The 17,716-nt window shown below is 64.6% G+C and carries 14 protein-coding genes; 3 read left to right on the top strand and 11 right to left on the bottom strand.

Features of this window, described 5'->3' with window-relative positions:
* Nucleotides 1-7: 7 nt before the first annotated feature.
* Nucleotides 8-1,234 carry a M20/M25/M40 family metallo-hydrolase gene (locus LSQ66_RS02070; RefSeq protein WP_231768160.1) on the bottom strand — a complete coding sequence of 409 codons (1,227 nt, stop codon included), beginning with the start codon at nt 1,232-1,234 and terminating at the stop codon, nt 8-10.
* Nucleotides 1,234-2,442 carry a urate hydroxylase PuuD gene (locus LSQ66_RS02065; protein WP_231768159.1) on the bottom strand — a complete coding sequence of 403 codons (1,209 nt, stop codon included), beginning with the start codon at nt 2,440-2,442 and terminating at the stop codon, nt 1,234-1,236. Before LSQ66_RS02065 ends, LSQ66_RS02070 begins: the two co-directional genes overlap by 1 nt.
* A gap of 115 nt (nt 2,443-2,557) precedes the next feature.
* Here LSQ66_RS02065 and LSQ66_RS02060 point away from each other — a divergent pair, with 115 nt between their 5' ends.
* Together LSQ66_RS02060 and LSQ66_RS02055 are read left to right on the top strand one after the other, a co-directional pair.
* Nucleotides 2,558-3,496 (top strand): LysR family transcriptional regulator, encoded by a 939-nt coding sequence (locus LSQ66_RS02060; protein ID WP_231768158.1) that lies wholly within the window; start codon nt 2,558-2,560, stop codon nt 3,494-3,496.
* 82 nt (nt 3,497-3,578) lie between these two features.
* Nucleotides 3,579-5,336, top strand: coding sequence for an allantoate amidohydrolase (locus LSQ66_RS02055; RefSeq protein ID WP_231768157.1), 1,758 nt, complete (start codon nt 3,579-3,581; stop codon nt 5,334-5,336).
* A gap of 1 nt (nt 5,337) precedes the next feature.
* Here the strand turns inward: LSQ66_RS02055 and LSQ66_RS02050 are convergent, their stop codons facing one another.
* The 4 genes from LSQ66_RS02050 to LSQ66_RS02035 are packed head-to-tail and all read right to left on the bottom strand — an operon-like array spanning nt 5,338 to nt 10,907.
* Nucleotides 5,338-6,408, bottom strand: coding sequence for a CaiB/BaiF CoA transferase family protein (locus tag LSQ66_RS02050; protein WP_231768156.1), 1,071 nt, complete (start codon nt 6,406-6,408; stop codon nt 5,338-5,340).
* A gap of 1 nt (nt 6,409) precedes the next feature.
* Nucleotides 6,410-8,542 (bottom strand): 3-hydroxyacyl-CoA dehydrogenase NAD-binding domain-containing protein, encoded by a 2,133-nt coding sequence (locus LSQ66_RS02045; protein WP_231768155.1) that lies wholly within the window; start codon nt 8,540-8,542, stop codon nt 6,410-6,412.
* Between the two features lie 12 nt (nt 8,543-8,554).
* A complete protein-coding gene (locus LSQ66_RS02040; protein WP_231768154.1) occupies nt 8,555-9,760 on the bottom strand; it encodes an acetyl-CoA C-acetyltransferase in 1,206 nt (401 codons plus the stop codon).
* Between the two features lie 10 nt (nt 9,761-9,770).
* Nucleotides 9,771-10,907, bottom strand: coding sequence for an acyl-CoA dehydrogenase family protein (locus LSQ66_RS02035; protein WP_231768153.1), 1,137 nt, complete (start codon nt 10,905-10,907; stop codon nt 9,771-9,773).
* 93 nt (nt 10,908-11,000) lie between these two features.
* On the opposite strand from LSQ66_RS02035, the gene LSQ66_RS02030 reads away from it, so the two are divergent.
* A complete protein-coding gene (locus tag LSQ66_RS02030; protein ID WP_231768152.1) occupies nt 11,001-11,636 on the top strand; it encodes a TetR/AcrR family transcriptional regulator in 636 nt (211 codons plus the stop codon).
* On the opposite strand, the gene LSQ66_RS02025 is transcribed toward LSQ66_RS02030, so the two are convergent.
* The 5 genes from LSQ66_RS02025 to LSQ66_RS02005 are packed head-to-tail and all read right to left on the bottom strand — an operon-like array spanning nt 11,633 to nt 17,694.
* Nucleotides 11,633-12,679, bottom strand: a complete 1,047-nt coding sequence (locus tag LSQ66_RS02025; protein ID WP_231768151.1) for a serine hydrolase domain-containing protein — start codon at nt 12,677-12,679, stop codon at nt 11,633-11,635. The genes LSQ66_RS02030 and LSQ66_RS02025 overlap by 4 nt on opposite strands.
* Before the next feature lie 29 nt (nt 12,680-12,708).
* Nucleotides 12,709-13,548, bottom strand: coding sequence for a helix-turn-helix transcriptional regulator (locus LSQ66_RS02020; RefSeq protein WP_231768150.1), 840 nt, complete (start codon nt 13,546-13,548; stop codon nt 12,709-12,711).
* Between the two features lie 2 nt (nt 13,549-13,550).
* Entirely contained in the window at nt 13,551-14,786 is a 1,236-nt protein-coding gene (locus LSQ66_RS02015; RefSeq protein WP_231768149.1) for a Zn-dependent hydrolase, read from the bottom strand.
* A gap of 15 nt (nt 14,787-14,801) precedes the next feature.
* A complete protein-coding gene (hydA, locus tag LSQ66_RS02010; protein ID WP_231768148.1) occupies nt 14,802-16,196 on the bottom strand; it encodes a dihydropyrimidinase in 1,395 nt (464 codons plus the stop codon).
* 13 nt (nt 16,197-16,209) lie between these two features.
* Complete coding sequence (locus LSQ66_RS02005; protein ID WP_231768147.1) at nt 16,210-17,694, bottom strand: NCS1 family nucleobase:cation symporter-1; 1,485 nt, start codon at nt 17,692-17,694, stop codon at nt 16,210-16,212.
* Nucleotides 17,695-17,716 lie beyond the last annotated feature (22 nt).

Here is a 17,716-nt window from a genome sequence, read left to right as displayed (position 1 = left end):
TCCTGGTCTAATCGGCCGCGAGCAGATCCAGCAGGGTGAGCGCCACGACCTTGGTCGCCTTGCGCAGGTCATCCAGTGACAGTTTCTCGTCGGCCTTCTTGGCATTGGATTCGGGCACGCTGCGCGGCCCGGCTCCATATAGTACCGCAGGAATGCCGTGTTCACCGTACAGGCGCGCGTCCGCGTACAGCGGCGTTCCCTGGGCCGTGATTTCCTCGCCCAGCACCTCCTTCGCGTTGCGCCGCAGGCTGGCCACCAGCTGGTCCGCTCCCGGCAGGGGACGCAGTGCGTGCGACAGGAGCAGGCGCCGGATCTCCAGGCGGATGCCAGGCTCGCCGCGCACGGCTTCCTCGATCAGGGCGCGCACCTGCGCCTCCACCGCCACCGGGTCCTCTTCCGGAATCATGCGGCGGTCCATCTTCATCACCACCTTGCCCGGCACCACATTGGTGTTGGTGCCGCCGTCGATGCGGCCCACCAGCATGGTCGGGGAATCGATGCCCGGCACATTGGACTTGACCTTCTTCAGTTCCGGCAGCTGGCCGTAGATCGCACTCAGGATCTTCGTTGCCGCCTGAAGCGCGTCGTGGCCTGTCTCGGGCATGGCGCCGTGGCCCGACTTCCCATGCACCGTGATCTCCAGCTGCAGGCAGGCGTTATGCGCCGTGACGATGTTGTAGCTGAAGCCCGCCGCCATCACGAGGTCCGGCTTCGTCAGCTTCTGCTCCAGCAGCCAGCCGGGGCCCAGCAGGCCCCCGAATTCTTCGTCGTAGGTGAAGTGCAATTCGATGCCGCCCTTGAGCGGCACACCCAGCGCTTCCAGCGCGCGGGTGGCGAAGATGTAGGTAGCGAAATCGCTCTTTGAGACCGCTGCCGCCCGGCCGTAGATATAGCCGTCCTCGATCAAGCCGCCGTAGGGTGGTTTGGTCCAGCCATCGCCCGGGGGCACCACATCGCCATGCGCATTCAGGGCAATGGTGGGGCCGCCCGCGCCGTATGGGCGCCGCACGATCAGGTTGGTGATGCTCTCCATGCCGTAGTCGCGCACCCGCTGCTCCGGCACGGCGTGCTTCTCCGCCTCCCAGCCCCAGGCCTTCACCAGTTCGGCGACGGTATCGGCGTGCGGCGCATTGTTGCCCGGCGGCGTATCGGTTGGCACGCGCAGCACCTGCTGCAGGAAGGCCACTTCTTCGTCGAAGTGGGCGTCGATCCACTGGGTGAGTTTTTCGTTCATTACTTTGCTCCCGCTGCGATCCAGGCGGCGATTTCGGCGCGCTCGGCATCGGTCATATTGGTGAGATTCCCGATCGGCATGGCCTTCAGCTCCACCACCTGCTTGTGGATCTGCGCCGTGCGCTGGAGAATCTGCTCCGGCGTATCGAACACGATGCCCGCAGGCGCAGTGGCGAAGCCGGGCTGGGTCGGGTGCGCGGCATGGCAGGACAGGCAGCGCTGGTCCATGATGGCTTTCACCTTCGCGAACTGCGCCGCCGGATCGGCCGCCGCCACCGCTGCTGCAGGACGCTGCGGCGCAATCGCGACTGCGACAGCGGCCAGCAGCGCAACGCCGATGGCCGGATAGCGCCATTCCACGCGGCCCTTGTGCCGCAGGTTGAAGAAATGGCGAATGAACACACCGGCAGCCATGATGAAGGCCAGTACCAGCCAGGCACGCTCGTTCCGGTAGGTCATCGCATAGTGGTTGCTGATCATGATGAACAGCACCGGCAGCGTGAAGTAGTTGTTATGCACGCTGCGCTGCTTGGCCTTGATGCCATGGATCGGATCGGGCAGGCCGCCCGCCTGCATCGCGGTCACCATCTTGCGCTGGCCGGGGATGATGAGCATGGCGACGTTAGCCACCATGATGGTGCCGATCATGGCGCCGATGTGGATGTAGGCCGCGCGTCCGCTCAGGAGATGAGTCAGCACATATGCCGCGCCCACCAGCAGCGCGAAGATTGTGACACCGAACCAGAGATCGTGTTTGCCGAGCGGCGAGCGGCACAGCGCGTCGTACACCACCCAACCCACCACCAGCGAGCCGAGGCCGATGCCGATGGACTGGAGGCTGGTGAGGTCCGCCACCGATTTGTCGATCATCATGGCCTGCGCGTTGAAGTAATAGGCGATGGTGAGCAGGGCGAAGCCGGAGATCCAGGTCGAATAGGCTTCCCATTTGAACCAGTGCAGTTCCTTCGGCAGTTCCGCCGGCGCCACCAGGTATTTCTGCGGGTTATAGAAGCCGCCCCCGTGCACGGCCCACAATTCGCCGGATACGCCCTTCTTCGCCAGCTCCGAGCCTGGTGCGGGCGGACGGATGGAATTATCCAGCCAGACGAAGTAGAAGGAAGCGCCGATCCAGGCGATGCCGGTGATGATGTGCAGCCAGCGCACCAGCAGATTGGCCCATTCCAGGCCATACGGGAGCAGAAAATCCATGTAAATCCTTGCGGTCAGACTGATGGTAATTTACAGAAGATAAACGCTTTCCGTTTCGGGCACATGAAAAATGGCGTATATTTGACATATCCGTTTCAATATAGCCACGCCAGCCATGTCCAGCCTTCCGCAACACCTCGACATTCACCTCATTCGCATCCTCTACCTGCTGCTGGTGGAGAAGAATGTCTCGCGCGTAGCGCTGAAGCTGAATCAGCCGCAGCCCTCCATCTCCGCCTCGCTGCGCAAGCTGCGCGAACTGACCGGCGATCCCCTGCTGGTGCGCGGGGCGCGCGGCATGGTGCCCACCCAGCACGGCGAAAGCCTGCTGAAGCCCGCCAAGCGCATTCTGGATGAAACAGAGAACCTCTTCGTCAAGAAAACACCCTTTGTGCCGCAGGAGGAAGCCCGCACCTTCCACATTGCCGCGCCGGACTATCTGGACAGCCAGTTCCTGCCGAATGTGGTGGCCCTGCTGCGGCGGGGTTCGCCGAAGAGCCGCGTGGTCATTCACAGTATCGGCCCAGGCGTCGACTACATCCGCATGCTCTCCGACGGCGACATGGACCTGGTGATTGCCAACTGGGACGAGCCGCCCCAGCACCTGCACATCTCCAAGCTGTTCGAGGACCCCATCATCTGCGCCATGCACGCGGGCAGCCCGTATGCGAAGCGCACGGCCAGCGATGCCATGTCCCTTCACGATTACCTGAGCCTTCCGCACGTGGCGCCCTCGCAGATGCTGCCCGGCTACGGCGGCGTGATCGACGCCTTCCTGGAACGCCAGGGCCTGCGCCGCAACGTGGCGGTGGAATCGGCCTATTTCGGCCTCATCCCCTACATGCTGACGCAGACGGATCTCGTGCTGACGACGGGCCGCCAGTTTGTGCGCTTCTACGAACGCTCCCTGCCGCTGAAGACCTTCACGGTGCCGGTGAAATTCCCGCCCATGCGCTTCTACCAGCTGTGGCACGAGCGCGTGCACCAGGCGCCAGAACACAAATGGCTGCGCGACCAGGTCAGCGAGGCGGCACGCGCCCTGGTGCAGAAGTAGCGTATAGACGGCATCTGCGGTGGCATATACCTCCGCCCCGCCGCGCGCGATATGATCGGCACTTCATGATGGGATACCTGCGATGACGATGACCCTCTCCGAACTGAACGCCCTCGATCCGGCAGCCTTTGTGCAGGCGCTGCACGGCATTTACGAACATTCGCCGTGGATTCCTGAACGCGCGGCGGCGCAGCGGCCCTTTGCCAGCGTCGCGGCGCTCAAGCAGGCATTGCAGAAGGTCGTGACGGAAGCAACGCTGGACGAACAGCTTGGTCTGATCCGCGCTCACCCGGAACTGGCTGGCAAGGCCGCAATCGCGGGCCAGCTCACCGCGGAATCAACGAACGAGCAGGCGAAGTCCGGCCTGAACCTGTGCAGCCCGGAAGAATTCACCATCCTGCACAAGCTGAACGCGGACTACAACGCGAAGTTCGGCTTCCCCTTTATCCTCGCCGTCAAGGGCCCCACGGGGAACGGGCTGTCCCGCCAGGCCATCATCGATACCTTCTCGCGCCGCCTGAAGAACCAGCGCGCGGACGAAACCACGGAATGCCTGCGCCAGATCCACCGCATTGCAGAAATGCGGCTGAACGACCTGCTGGGTGTGAAACTGGAATTCGGTCCCCAGGTTATGCAGTGGGCCGAAACCCTTGCGCAGTGGAGCGACGACGAGGACGGCCTTACCTGCGCCTACATGACCGATGCGCATCGCAAGACCGCCTCTCAGCTGGCGGACTGGATGCGCGAAGCGGGCATGGACGTTCACATCGACGCCGTCGGCAACGTAGTGGGGCGCTACGTCTCGCCTGCACCGGGCGCAAAGATGCTCATCACCGGCTCTCATTACGACACTGTGCGCAACGGCGGCAAATACGACGGACGGCTCGGCATCCTCCTGCCCATCGCCATCGTGCGCCACCTGCACCAGCGCGGCGAAACCCTGCCCTTCAACTTCGAGATCATCGGCTTCGCGGAGGAAGAAGGCGTGCGCTTCCGCAGCACCTTCCTTGGCTCGAATGCCGTTACCGGTCATTTCGACCTTTCGCTGCTGGATACCGCCGACTCGCAGGGCATCACGATTCGCGAAGCACTGAAGGCAGCCGGGCATGACCCCGCCGGCATTCCCGCCATCGCCCGCAAGCGCGAGGACGTGCTGGCGTTCGTGGAGGTTCATATCGAACAGGGTCCGGTCCTGCTGGAACGCGGCCTGCCACTGGGCGTGGTCACCGCCATCGCGGGCAGCTCACGCTATCTGGTGGAACTCACCGGCCTTGCCAGCCACGCGGGAACAACGCCGATGAATATGCGCAAGGACGCTGCCGCTGCCGCCGCGGAAATCGTTCTGCTGGTCGAACAGCGCTGCGCGCAGGCGCCCTCGCTGGTGGGCACGGTCGGCCAGCTGAGCGTGCCGGGCGGTTCTGTGAATGTGGTGCCGGGGGCCTGCAAACTATCCCTCGATATCCGTGCGGCGGACGATGGCGTGCGCCAGGCTGCGGTACGCGATGTGATGGACGGCGTCGCCAAAATCTGCGCCCGCCGCCAGATCGAATTCAAGGCCGAGCAAATCGTGGAAGCGGCTGCCGCGCCCTGCTCTCCCGCGCTGATGCAGCGCCTGGGCGACGCCGTCGAGCGCCAGGGGCTGCCGCGCTTCGACCTGCTGTCCGGCGCGGGCCACGACGCCATGGCGATGGCCGCACTGACCGACGTCGCCATGCTGTTCACCCGCTGCGGCAACGGCGGCATCAGCCACAATCCGCTGGAAACCATGACCGCCGACGATGCCGATATCGCAGCACAGGTATTCCTCGACTTCCTGCGAAGCTTCCCGTCCGAAGGCTGACCTACAGCTTCCATCCCTGGCCGTTATGCTCGCCCACGGCCGGAATAGGCCCCGCCACGGACGGAGTTTCGGAGAAGCGCGGCGCAGGACTGGCCTGCAGCATGCCGCCATCATCCCTGTAGGCGCCGCGCGCCTGCATATGCGGATGGCGCGCCGCCTCGGACGGCGACAGCACCGGGGCAAAGCAGGCGTCGCTGCCTTCGAGCAGTTCGCACCATTCGTCGCGCGTACGCGTGGCGAACAGCTCGGCGAGCGCTGAGCGCTGCAGCGGCCACTGGCCCGCCGCATGCTGGACAGCGAAGCGGCGGTCGCCGGACAGGCCGAGCTTTTCCAGCAGCAGCTTGTAGAACTTTGTCTCCAGCGCGCCCACTGTGATGTCGCGCCCATCCTTGCAGCGGTAGGTGTTGAACCAGTGCGGTCCGTCCAGCATGGACATGCCGCGCTGCTCGCGCATCAGCCCCGTGGCCGAGAGGTCCAGCAGAAGGTTCATCATATGTGCCGAGCCATCGACGATGGCGGCATCGACCACCTGCCCCTTGCCGCCACCGCGAGCGTGCAGGATGGCCGACACAAGGCCGAGCGCCAGGTAGAGCGCGCCGCCGCCGATATCGCCCACGAGGGTTGGCGGTGCGACCGGCGGCACGTCGCCGGCTCCGGCGTAATGCAGGGCGCCGGAGAGCGCGATGTAGTTGTTGTCGTGCCCTGCCGCCTGCGCCAGCGGACCGTCCTGGCCCCAGCCGGTCATGCGGCCATAGGCGAGGCGCGGGTTGCGCGCCAGGCAGACTTCCGGGCCGAGGCCAAGGCGCTCCATGGCGCCGGGGCGCATGCCTTCGATCAGGCCATCGGCATCATCGATCAGCTCCAGCACCGTGTCCACCGCGCCGGGCGCCTTCAAATCCAGTGCCACCGAGCGCTTGCCGCGCCGCAGGATGCCAGCCGTAGGAATCTCTGCCGGGCCGGGACGTTCCACCACGATCACCTCCGCCCCCAGGTCCGCCAGCAGCATGCCGCAGAACGGCCCAGGGCCGATACCCGCAATTTCAACTATCCTGACGCCCGACAGCACGCCCATATCAACGCTCCGTGTAGTAGGTTCCACCGCTGGCAGCCATGGCCCTCAGCTGCGCGGGCGGCGCGAAGCGCTCGCCATGCGCCGCCGCCAGGCGCTCGCACTGTTCCACGAAGGCTGCCGGACCGGCATTGTCGATCATGCTCAATGGGCCGCCGCGGAATGGCGGAAAGCCCCATGCGAGGATAGCACCGACGTCCGCATCGCGTGCGGAACGCAGCACGCCTTCATCCATGCAGCGCGCGGTTTCCACCGCCTGCACCACGGTCAGGCGTTCGACCAGAGCTGCCACATCCGGCTGGGCCTCCGCGCGCGGGAACAGATCCGCGAGCCCTTGCCACAGCGACTTTCTGCCGCCCTCCGGATAATCGTAAAAGCCCGTGCCCGCCTTTTTGCCGATGCGGCCCAGCTCCACCATGCGCGCCGCCACCTCGTGGCCGGGACGCGCACGGTAGGCGTCGCCCAGGTCGAGCCGGGTCTGCCGGTCGATCTTCCAGATCAATTCGGAGGACACTTCATCCGTCAGCGCCAGCGGCCCTACCGGCATACCCGCCTGCAGGCCCGCGTTTTCGATCAGCGCAGGCGCCACGCCTTCGGCCAGCATTGCCAGGCCTTCCAGCACATAGGTCGAGAACACGCGGCTGGTGTAGAAGCCGCGCGCATCGTTGACCACAATCGGCGTCATACCCAGCGCACGCACCAAGTCCATCGAGCGCGCCAGCGTGGCGTCGGACGTCTGCTTGCCGACGATGATCTCCACGATTGCCATGCGGTCCACCGGCGAGAAGAAATGCAGGCCGATGAAATTCGCCGGGCGCACGCTGGCTTCGGCCAGGCCGCTGATCGGCAGCGTGGACGTATTGGAGGCAAAGATCGCATCCCCATCCAGCACCGCTTCGGCGCGGCGCGTGACATCGGCCTTGATGGCGCGATCCTCGAACACCGCTTCCACCACAAGCTGCGCGCCGGACAGCAGCGCGAAATCGGTGGTTGGCGTGATGCGCGCCAACAGCGCCTCGGCCTTCCCGGCGCTAATCTGGCCGCGCTCCTGCTGTTTGGCCAGCAGGCCCGCCGAATACTGCTTGCCGCGTTCGGCCGCCTCCTGCGTGGTATCTGCCAGCACCACATCGATGCCCGCCTTGGCCGCTACGTACGCAATGCCCGCGCCCATCATTCCCGCGCCCAGCACGCCGATCCTGCTGTACTTCTGCGCTGGCACCCCGGCTGGCCGTGCTGCAAGCTTGTTCGCTTCGTTCATGCTGAAGAACAGGGTGCGGATCATGTTCTTCGCTTCTTGCGACAGCACGGTCTGCACGAAATAGCGCGCTTCCGTCATCAGGCCGGTATCGAGGTCGGTGATCAGGCCTTCGTACACGCAGGACAGGATGTTGCGCGGCGCCGGGTAGTTGCCGTAAGTCCGGGCGCGCAGCATTGCGTTGGCCGCCATGAATACCTGCTGCACCGCTGGCGACGACACCGCACCGCCGGGAATCCTGAAGCCTTTCACGTCCCACGGCTGCTGCGCGCCGCCAGCGGTTATCGCAGCTTCCAGCCAGACGCGCGCGGCGGCGGCTTCCGTCCCTGCTGGCACCACTTCATTCAGGATGCCCAGCTCGCGCGCGGCGGCTGCACTCAGGCGCCTGCCTTCCAACAGCAAGGGAAGCGATTTCTGGATGCCAACCAGGCGCGGCAAGCGCTGCGTGCCGCCACCGCCCGGCAGCAGGCCGAGTGTCACTTCCGGCAGGCCGAAGCGCGCCTTCGGATTGTCGGCCGCCACGCGGTAGTGCCCGCACAGGGCCACTTCCAGCCCGCCGCCGAGGGTTGTGCCGGGCAGCGCCATGGCGACCGGCTTGCCGCAGCTTTCCAGCTTGCGCAGAGCACGGTCCAGGCGCACCACGCGTTCGAACAGCGCTTCCGCCGTGGTGGCGGAGAGCAGCCATTCCAGGTCGCCGCCGGCGATAAAGTCCTGCTTGGCGGACGTCATCAGCACACCCTTCACGGCCGCGTCGCCCGCCACGCGCTCCACCAGCTCGCACAGCGCGGCGCAGCTTTCCTCGTTCAGCACGTTCTGGCTGCGGCCTGGCATATTCCAGCTCAGGGTGGCGATACCGTGTGCATCAAGGCTGTAATCAATCATTCTCTATCTCCCTTACACGCGCTCGATGATGGTGGCAGTGCCCATGCCCGCACCGACGCACAGCGTGGCCAAGCCGGTTTGCAGCCCGCGGCGTTCCAGCTCGTCCAGCAGGGTGCCGAGGATCATGGCGCCGGTGGCGCCCAGCGGATGGCCCATGGCGATGGCGCCGCCGTTCACGTTCATCTTCTCGTGCGGAACGTTCATCACTTCCATGAAGCGCAGCACCACGGCGGCGAAGGCTTCGTTCAGTTCATACAGGTCGATGTCGGACGCCTTCATGCCCGCGCGTCTCAGCGCCTTCTCGGCTGCGTAGCTTGGGCCGGTCAGCATGATCGACGGTTCGCTGCCGATGGATGCGAAGGAGCGGATGCGGGCGCGCGGCTTGAGGCCTGCGCGTTCGCCAGCTTCGCGCGAGCCGATCAGCACTGCCGCTGCACCATCCACGATGCCGGAGCTGTTGCCTGCATGGTGCACATGCTGCATCTGTTCGATCTGCGGATAGCGCTGGGTAATCACCGCATCGAAGCCGAAATTCGCTCCCATCTCGGCAAACGATGCTTTCAGCGCGCCCAGCGATTCAAGCGTGGTTTCGGGACGCACCATCTCATCGCGCGCCAGTATATTCAGGCCATTGCGGTCCAGCACCGGCACTACGGAGCGTGCGAAACGGCCTTCCTGCCAGGCCCGGTGCGCACGCTGCTGCGATTCGACCGCATAGGCGTCCACATCGCGGCGGCTGTAGCCCCAGATGGTGGCAATGGCGTCGGCCGAAACGCCCTGCGGCACAAAATAGGAATCGAAGGCGCTTTGCGGATCGACCGGCCAGGCGCCGCCGGAGGAACCCATGGGCACACGAGACATCGACTCCACGCCGCCGCCGACCGCCATGTCGGATTGGCCGGACATGACCTGCGCCGCAGCCATATTGCACGCCTCCAGCCCCGAAGCGCAGAAGCGGTTGACCTGAACGCCCGCCACCGATTCGGCATATCCTGCCGCCAGCGCGGCCACACGGCCGATGCAGGCCCCTTGCTCGCCCACCGGCTCCACACAGCCCAGCACCACATCGTCGATCAGCGCGCTGTCGAAGTTGTTGCGGGCGACCAGCGCGCGCAGCGCGGTCTCCGCCAGGCGCAGCGGCGTTACGCCGTGCAGCGATCCGTCCTTCTTGCCCTTTCCGCGCGGCGTGCGCACGGCGTCAAAGATATAAGCTTCCAATCTTCTCTCCTTACAGCGTGCGGCTGATGAGTTCTTTCATGATCTCGTTGGTGCCGCCATACACGCGCTGCACGCGTGCGTCGGCCCAGGCGCGGGTGATCGGGTACTCCCACATGTATCCGTATCCGCCGTGGAGCTGCACGCACTTGTCCAGCACGCGGAACTGCATTTCAGTGGTCCAGTATTTGGCCATGGAGGCAGTGGCGGCATCCAGCTTGTCTTCCAGCAGCAGCTCCATGCAGCGATCCACGAACACGCGGCACATCTGCACTTCGGTCTTGATCTCGGCCAGCGCATGGGCGATTGTCTGGAACTCGGCGATCGGGCGCTTGAAGGCCTTGCGGTCGCGCGTATACTGCACCGTCCATTCCAGGCCGGATTCGGCCGCCTGCACCGCCATGATGGCGATCTGCATGCGCTCCCATGGCAGTTCCTGCATCAGGTACTTGAAGCCAGCGCCCTCCTCGCCCAGCAGGTTTTCCGCAGGTACGCGCACGTTCTGGAAGAACAGTTCGGAAGTATCCTGCGCTTTCATGCCCGCCTTCTTCAGCCGCTTGCCCTTGCTGAATCCTTCCATCGAAGTATCGACCACAAACAGGCTGATGCCCTTGGCCCCCGCTGCCGGATCGGTCTTGGCGACCACGATCACCACGTCGGCATTCCAGCCGTTGGTAATAAAGGTCTTCGAGCCGTTCAGCACATAGTGTTCGCCATCGCGGATGGCGGTCGTCGCCACTCCCTGCAGATCTGAGCCGGTGCCAGGTTCGGTCATGGCGATGGCGCCGATCATCTCGCCGGTGGCCAGTTTGGGGATGTAGTGCGATTTCAGGTACTCGCTGCCGTAGTGCAGGATATACGGCGCGACGATCTCCGAGTGCAGCATGAAGCCCGGGCCCGAGGCGCCCACGCGGGCCTGTTCCTCGATCAGAACCATGCTGTAGCGGCGGTCGACGCCAACCCCGCCATATTGCTCCGGCATGGTGGGGCACAGGAAGCCTGCGGCGCCAGCTTTCCGCCATGCGTCGCGGTCGACGTAGCCCTGCTCTTCCCAGCGCTCGTGGTGCGGGGCGATCTCGGTTTCCATGAAGCGGCGCGCCGATTCGCGCAGCATGTCGTGTTCTTCGGTGAATAGGGTGCGCGGGATCATGAGGCGAGTCTCCGTATCTTGTTATAGGTCAGTTGACCGAAATATTATCGGTCAATTGACCTATTTGTCAATCGACGGGATAATCCGGGCAGTATGCGAAAAAAGACCGATACGCCCCTGCAGGCAAAAGACTCCAACACCACCACCAAGGGCTACGAGCGCGCCAGCGCCATCCTGGAGGCGGCGCGGCAGCTGCTGGCGCGCGACGGCTATGCTGCGCTGGCCATGCGCAGCGTGGCGCAGCAGGTTGGAGTGAGCCTGTCTACCGTGCAGCACTACTACCCGAGCCGGGATGCACTGATCGAGGCCTTGCTGGAGCAGACTTTCGCGCGCTATCAGGCGGGCATCGACGAACGTGTTGCCGCCGCAGGGGCCGGGCCGCGTGTGGAATTGTTCGAATCGATCATCGACTACTTCCTGGCCGACTTGCGCGACCAGGAATCGAGCGGACTGTTTTTCGAGATCGCCGCATTAGCCAACCGCCACCCGGTGGCGGCCAAGCTGTTCGACACCATGATGAGCCGCGCACGCAAGACGCTGCGCAACCTGATCCACGAGATCGATCCCGGGCTGCCGATGCAGCAATGCGAGGTGCGCGGCACGCTGATCGTGGCGCAGATGCTGGGCACCATGCTGTTCATCTCCGAAACCCGCCCCCAGCACAAGGAGCTGGGGAACCTGGCGCACGAAGCCACTGTCGCCATCACCCGCCTAGCCTTCGGCCGTTAATCGGGCTTTTCCAGCAGCGCCGGGAGCACGAGGGTCGTCAGCAGCTTGTCGCTGTTCGGATGCGCGCCGCGCATCTGGAAGTTGGTTGTGGTGATGACCACGACCGCGTCCTGCTCCGGCAGCACGTACACCTTGTTGCCGCCAGAGCCGGACATGCCGAAGCTGGGCACCCTGCGCTCGCCGACCTTGAAGGGCTGCAGCCACCACAGGTAGCCGTAGTCGATGTCCTCGCGCGCATTCGCATGCGGGGCAATCGAGCGCTTCACCCATTCGGCGGAGATCACTTGCCGGCCTTCCCACTTCCCACCGTTCAGATAGAGCTGGCCAAGCTTCAGCAGGTCCTTGCTGCGCAGGCCCAGGCCGCCCCCGGTCATGGCAGGACCGAGAGGCTGGAATTGCCATTTCAGGGAAGTGATGCCGAGTGGCTTGAAGAGCACTTCGTCCGCAAAGGCGGGCACGGAGCGCTTCGTTGCTTTTTCAAGCACGGGGCCGAGCAGGGTCACGCCAGCGGTGCAGTAGCTCCATGCGCGGCCATAGGGCTGCCTGTCCGGCTTCGGCACCCAGTCCGGAAAGCCCTTCACAGGCAGGTCAAGATAGAAGCGGCTCCAATCCTCCACCAGGTACATGCGCTCCTCGTTCCCGCGCGAGAACTGGTTATCGTCGTCGCATTCGAGGATGGAGCTCATTGTCAGCAGGTCTTCGACCACGATCTTCGCCTTCCTCGGGTCGGGCGAGGCGAGCGGCTGGCGGTCCTTGAAGTACTGAAGAACGGGCGTATCGGGGCGCAGCAGCTTGCGGTCCACCGCCGCGCCGACCAGCATGCCTGTCACGGTCTTGGTCACGGAACGCGTATTGCGCAGGCCTTCGGCGCCTTCACCGTCGAAGTACTGCTCGTAGACGATCTTTCCGTGCTGGGCGACGACTACGCTGGTGATCTGCTTGAAGTTACCGGCCTTGACTTCGGTGGTGACGGCATCCAGGCTGGCTGCATGGGCGGACGACAGCGCGAAGACTAGCGCGAGGCCGGAAATCGGTCGATACATAGAAGCGCTCCATGTTGAAAACCGCCAGTCTACTCCGGCAGTCCGGGCACCGTCTTGTATCCTTGAAACATGAGCTTGCGGTAGCTTCCGGGTGTTATGCCGAAGCGCTCGCGGAAGGCGTGGGTCATGTGGCTCTGGTCCGTGAAGCCCACCGCGGCGGCCACCTCCGCGAGGCCCAGCGTGGCTTCGCGCAGCAGGGTGCAGGCGCGGTCCATACGGCGCCAGCGCAGCAAGTCGCCGGGCGAGCAGCCGAAGGCATGGCGGAATACGCGTGCCAGATGCACAGGGTGCACGTCCAGCTCCTGCGCGATGTCCGCCACGCGGATGAAGGGATCGCCGGCGAGGTCCATTGCCGCCTCATAAGCGCGCCAGGTCCAGCCGGGCAGCGGCTTGCCTTCTTGCGCCCCGCTGGCGGCCGCCAGCAGCTCCCATGCACCTGCCTCCAGCAAGGCGGCATCGGCGCCGCCGTGCACTTCGCGCGCGAGCACGAAGGCGCTGCGCAATGAGACAGGCGCGGCGAGCATGGATGCGGATGGCGGCAGGGTGCGAAAATCCGCTGCCTCGTCCAGCAGGGCAGCATCCATCGACACCGTCATGAAGCTTCCGCGCCCATCGATGAAGCGGTCACGGTGAGTCGTGCCGGGAGGGTTGTAGACCAGGGCGGGCGCCCGCGCGAACTGCGGAGCGCCGCGTGCGGATGATATGTAGATGCCCGAGAGGACGAGGACGAAGTGCGCGTCCTCGTGGGTGTGCATGTGCACGCCGTGCTCGGGAATGGTGGCCTGCATGGCCCGGATGTCGAACGCGCTGCACCGCGCACCGTCCTGCAGCGCGCCGTAGAACTGTCCGGGCCTGAAATGAAGCGGCATCCTCAGGCCGTGCCCGCGCGCTCCAGCATGGCGTGCAGCAGCACGTTGCAGCCCGCCTCCAGGTGTTCGGGCTTCGCATCCTCTATCTCGTTGTGGCTGATGCCGTCCTTGCAGGGCACAAAGATCATGCCGGAAGGTGCAACGCGCGCCGCGTAGATCGCGTCATGGCCGGCGCCTGAAACCACGTCCATGGTGGAGTAGCCCAGCTTCTCCGTCGCACTGCGCACCGCTCCCACCACTTCCGGATGGAAGGGGCACGGCGGGTAGTAGGAAACGCGCTCGATCCTGATGTCCAGGCCCGTTTCGGACGCGGTCTTGTCGACGAAGGCCAGCATCTCCTCGTGCATCTTGTTCAGCAGCTCGTCGTTCACGTTGCGCAGGTCGATGCTGAACTTGACCTGGCCGGGAATCACGTTGCGGCTGTTGGGGAAGACCTGCATCATGCCCACTGTGCCCCGGCCATAAGGCGGATAGCGGTTGGCAATCGCCACCACTTCCGGAATGATCTTCGCCGCCGCCTGCATCGCATCCTTCCGCAAGTGCATGGGCGTGGGACCTGCATGGGCCTCCATGCCGGTCACTGTGCAGTCGTACCACGAAAGGCCCATGACGGCGGGCACGACGCCGATCACCTTGTCCGCGTCTTCCAGCACAGGGCCCTGTTCGATGTGCGTTTCAAAGTAGGCGCCGATAGGGTGCTGGCCTGGAACCTGGTCGCCCTTGTAGCCGATGCGCTCCAGCTCTTCGCGCACAGTCTTTCCTTCGGTGTCCTTTGCGGCGTAGGCATGTTCCAGCGTGAAGGCGCCGCAGAACACACCGGAGCCCATCATCACGGGCACGAAACGCGATCCCTCTTCATTGGTCCAGAAAGCCACCTCGATGGGCGCCTTCGTCTTGATGCCCCGGTCGTTCAGCGTGCGCACCACTTCCAACCCGGCCAGCACGCCGTAGTTGCCATCGAATTTGCCGCCGGTGGGCTGGGTGTCGATATGGCTGCCGGTCATGATGGGGGGCAGCGAGTTGTCCGTGCCGTCGCGGCGCATGAAGACGTTGCCGATCTGGTCGATCGTCACGCTCATGCCTGCCGCCTTGGCCCAGCCGACAACGAGGTCGCGGCCCTGCTTGTCGAGGTCCGTCAGCGTGAGGCGCTTCACGCCGCCCTTCTCCGTGGCGCCGATCTTCGCCAGCTCCATCAGCGAGTCCCACAGGCGGCGGCCATTGATACGCATGTCGTTCATGTTCTGCTCCCTGAATCAGTCTGGCGTCACGGGCCGGAAGGCCGGACGGTCGATGTGGCGCCCCGCGCCTTCCACGGCCATCAGCTCGCCGCGATGGAACACGACCTTGCCTGCCGCGACGGTAGTGCTTGGAATACCGCGCACGGTGCGCCCCTCGAAGACATTGAATCCGCCTTTGGCGAACTGGGTCTTGGCCGAGATCGTGCGGGTAGCCTGCGGATCCCACACGACGATGTCGGCATCCGAACCGGCGGCGATCAGGCCCTTGCGCGGATACATGTTGAAGATCTGCGCCGCGTTCGCAGAGGTGACGCGCACGAATTCGGATGGCGTCAGCAGGCCCTTGTTCACGCCCTCGTCCCAGATCACGGCCATGCGGTCTTCCACGCCGCCGCAGCCGTTCGGAATCTTGGCGAAGTTGTCCTTGCCTGCGGCTTTCTGCTCGGCGCAGAAGGTGCAATGGTCTGTCGCGGTGGTGTGCAGGTTGCCGCCCTGGAGGCCGTGCCAGAGCGCACGCTGGTGCTCCTTGCTGCGGAAGGGCGGGCTCATGACGTGGCCCGCCGCGAATTCGAAGTCGGGATGCTGGTAGACGCTGTCGTCGATCAGCAGGTGGCCCGCCAGCGCCTCGCCGTAGACGCGCTGGCCCATGGCGCGGGCGCGCGTGATCGCCTCCAGCGACTCCTTGCAGGACACGTGCACGATATACAGCGGCGTGTTGAGAACATTGGCGATGGCGATGGCGCGGTTCGCCGCTTCCGCCTCCACGGCGGGCGGGCGCGACAAGGGATGTGACGATGGACCGGTCAAGCCTTTCTTGATCAGGTCCTGCTGCAGCTGGAATACCAGCTCGCCGTTCTCGGCGTGCACCGTGGGAATGGCGCCCAGTTCGAGCGCGCGCCGGAAGCTGCGCACCAGCGTTTCGTCATCGGCCATGATGGCGTTCTTGTAGGCCATGAAGTGCTTGAAGCTGTTGACGCCGTGATTGCGAACCAGCTCGCCCATCTCCTCGTGCACCTGATCCGACCACCAGGTGATGGCGACGTGGAAGGTATAGTCGCCCGCCGCCTTGGCCGCCCAGCCGCGCCAGGTGTGATAGGCCTCCAGCAGCGATTGCTGCGGATTGGGAATCACGAAATCGATGATGGTGGTGGTGCCGCCCGCAAGGCCTGCCGCGGTGCCGGTATAGAAATCGTCCGCCGTCACGGTGCCCATGAAGGGCAGGTTCATGTGCGTGTGTGGATCGATCCCGCCTGGCATGACGTACTGGCCGCTGGCGTCGATCACTTTGGCGGAAGCGGGGGCGTTCAGCTTGTCGCCGACGGCGATTACCTTGTCGCCGTCGCACAGCACGTCGGCCTTGAAGGCACGGTCCGCGTTCACCACGGTGCCGCCACGGATGATAATACTCATGAAACGTTCTCCTTTAAGGCTGGGCTGCCGGACGCAGGGCAGGCACGGCCTTCCCTTTCATCATGACGCCATAGACCAGCGCCGAAATGGCGATTCCCACGAACCATGCGTAGGTATAAATCGTTTTGAAGCTGTCGGCGATATCCGGAAAGGCTGCGGGGAATGCGGCGTTCAGGAAGCCGGGAATATTGGGCAGCACGCCGAGCACAAAGGCGGCGATGGCGGCTACGTTCCAGCCGTTGCGGTAGGAGTACTGGCCGTCCTCACGGTACAGCTCCGCCACATTCAGTTCGGTCTTGCGAACGAAGTAGTAGTCGATGATGAGCACACCGGCGATGGGGCCGAGCAGCGCGGAATAGCCAATCAGCCACGTGAAGATATAGCCCTGGGTAGTCTCCAACAGCTTCCACGGCATCATGGCGAGCGCAATGCCCGCCGTGATGTAGCCGCCGGTGCGGTAGGAGATATGCTTCGGCGCCAGCGCGGAGAAGTCGTAGGCCGGGCCGACCAGGTTGGCCGCCAGGTTCACGCTGACGGTGTCGATCAGGAGGATGATGAGGGCGATCAGCACCGCGGCGCCGGTCATGCGGGCGGCCAGGTCGACGGGGTCCCAGATGGCCTTTCCATACAGGACGATGGTGGCCGAGGTCACGATCACCGCCAGCGCGGCGAGAAGGCCCATTGGCACCGGCAGGCCGACCGACTGCCCCACGACCTGGTCGCGCTGCGATTTGGCGAAGCGTGTGAAATCGGGAATGTTCAGCGCCAGTGTCGCCCAGAAGCCGACCATGGCCGTCAGCGACGGCCAGAACGTGGGCCAGAACTGCCCGGCCTTCTTGCCGCCTTCAACGAACTGCGAAGGCTGGTCCAGCAGCGGGCCGAAGCCGCCCGCCTTCTGGTAGACCCAGCCAAGCAGCACGAAGCAGATCAGGATCTTCAGCGGCGCGGTATAGGTTTCCAGCTTGCGGATGGAGTCCATGCCGTGCACGATGTACCAGAACTGGATAGCCCAGAAGGCGAGGAAGCAGAACAGCTGGGCAAGGTTGATGCCGAGGCCCGCAATCTTTCCGCCGCCGATTTCACCGCCCATCAGCACCCCGAGCAGGGTGTAGATCATCTGTCCGCCGAACCAGGTCTGGATGCCGTACCAGCCGCATGCCACGATGGCGCGCATCAGGGCGGGCAGCCGGGCGCCGGACGTGCCGAAGGAGGCGCGCGCCAGCACTGCGTACGGAATGCCGTACTTGGTGCCCGCGTGGCCGATGGCGAGCATGGGCAGCAGCACAATGGCGTTGGCGAGGAAGACCGTGACCACCGCCTGGTAGCCGGACATGCCGCCTTCGATCAGGGAGGCGGACAGGGTATAGGCTGGAATGCACATCACCATCCCCACCCACAGCGCCGCAAAGTGATACCAGCGCCAGCTGCGCTGGGCGGCGCTCGTTGGCGCCAGGTCCTCGTTCCACAACTGGGTACTGCCGTTCAAGTCTTTGCTCACTGCGGCTCTCCTCGAGGGTCGT

Source organism: Massilia endophytica (assembly GCF_021165955.1).
GTDB classification, from domain to species: Bacteria; Pseudomonadota; Gammaproteobacteria; order Burkholderiales; family Burkholderiaceae_D; genus Rugamonas; species Rugamonas endophytica.
Note: the sequence above shows the minus strand (reverse complement) of the source record. Positions and strands in the feature narration are given on the sequence as shown.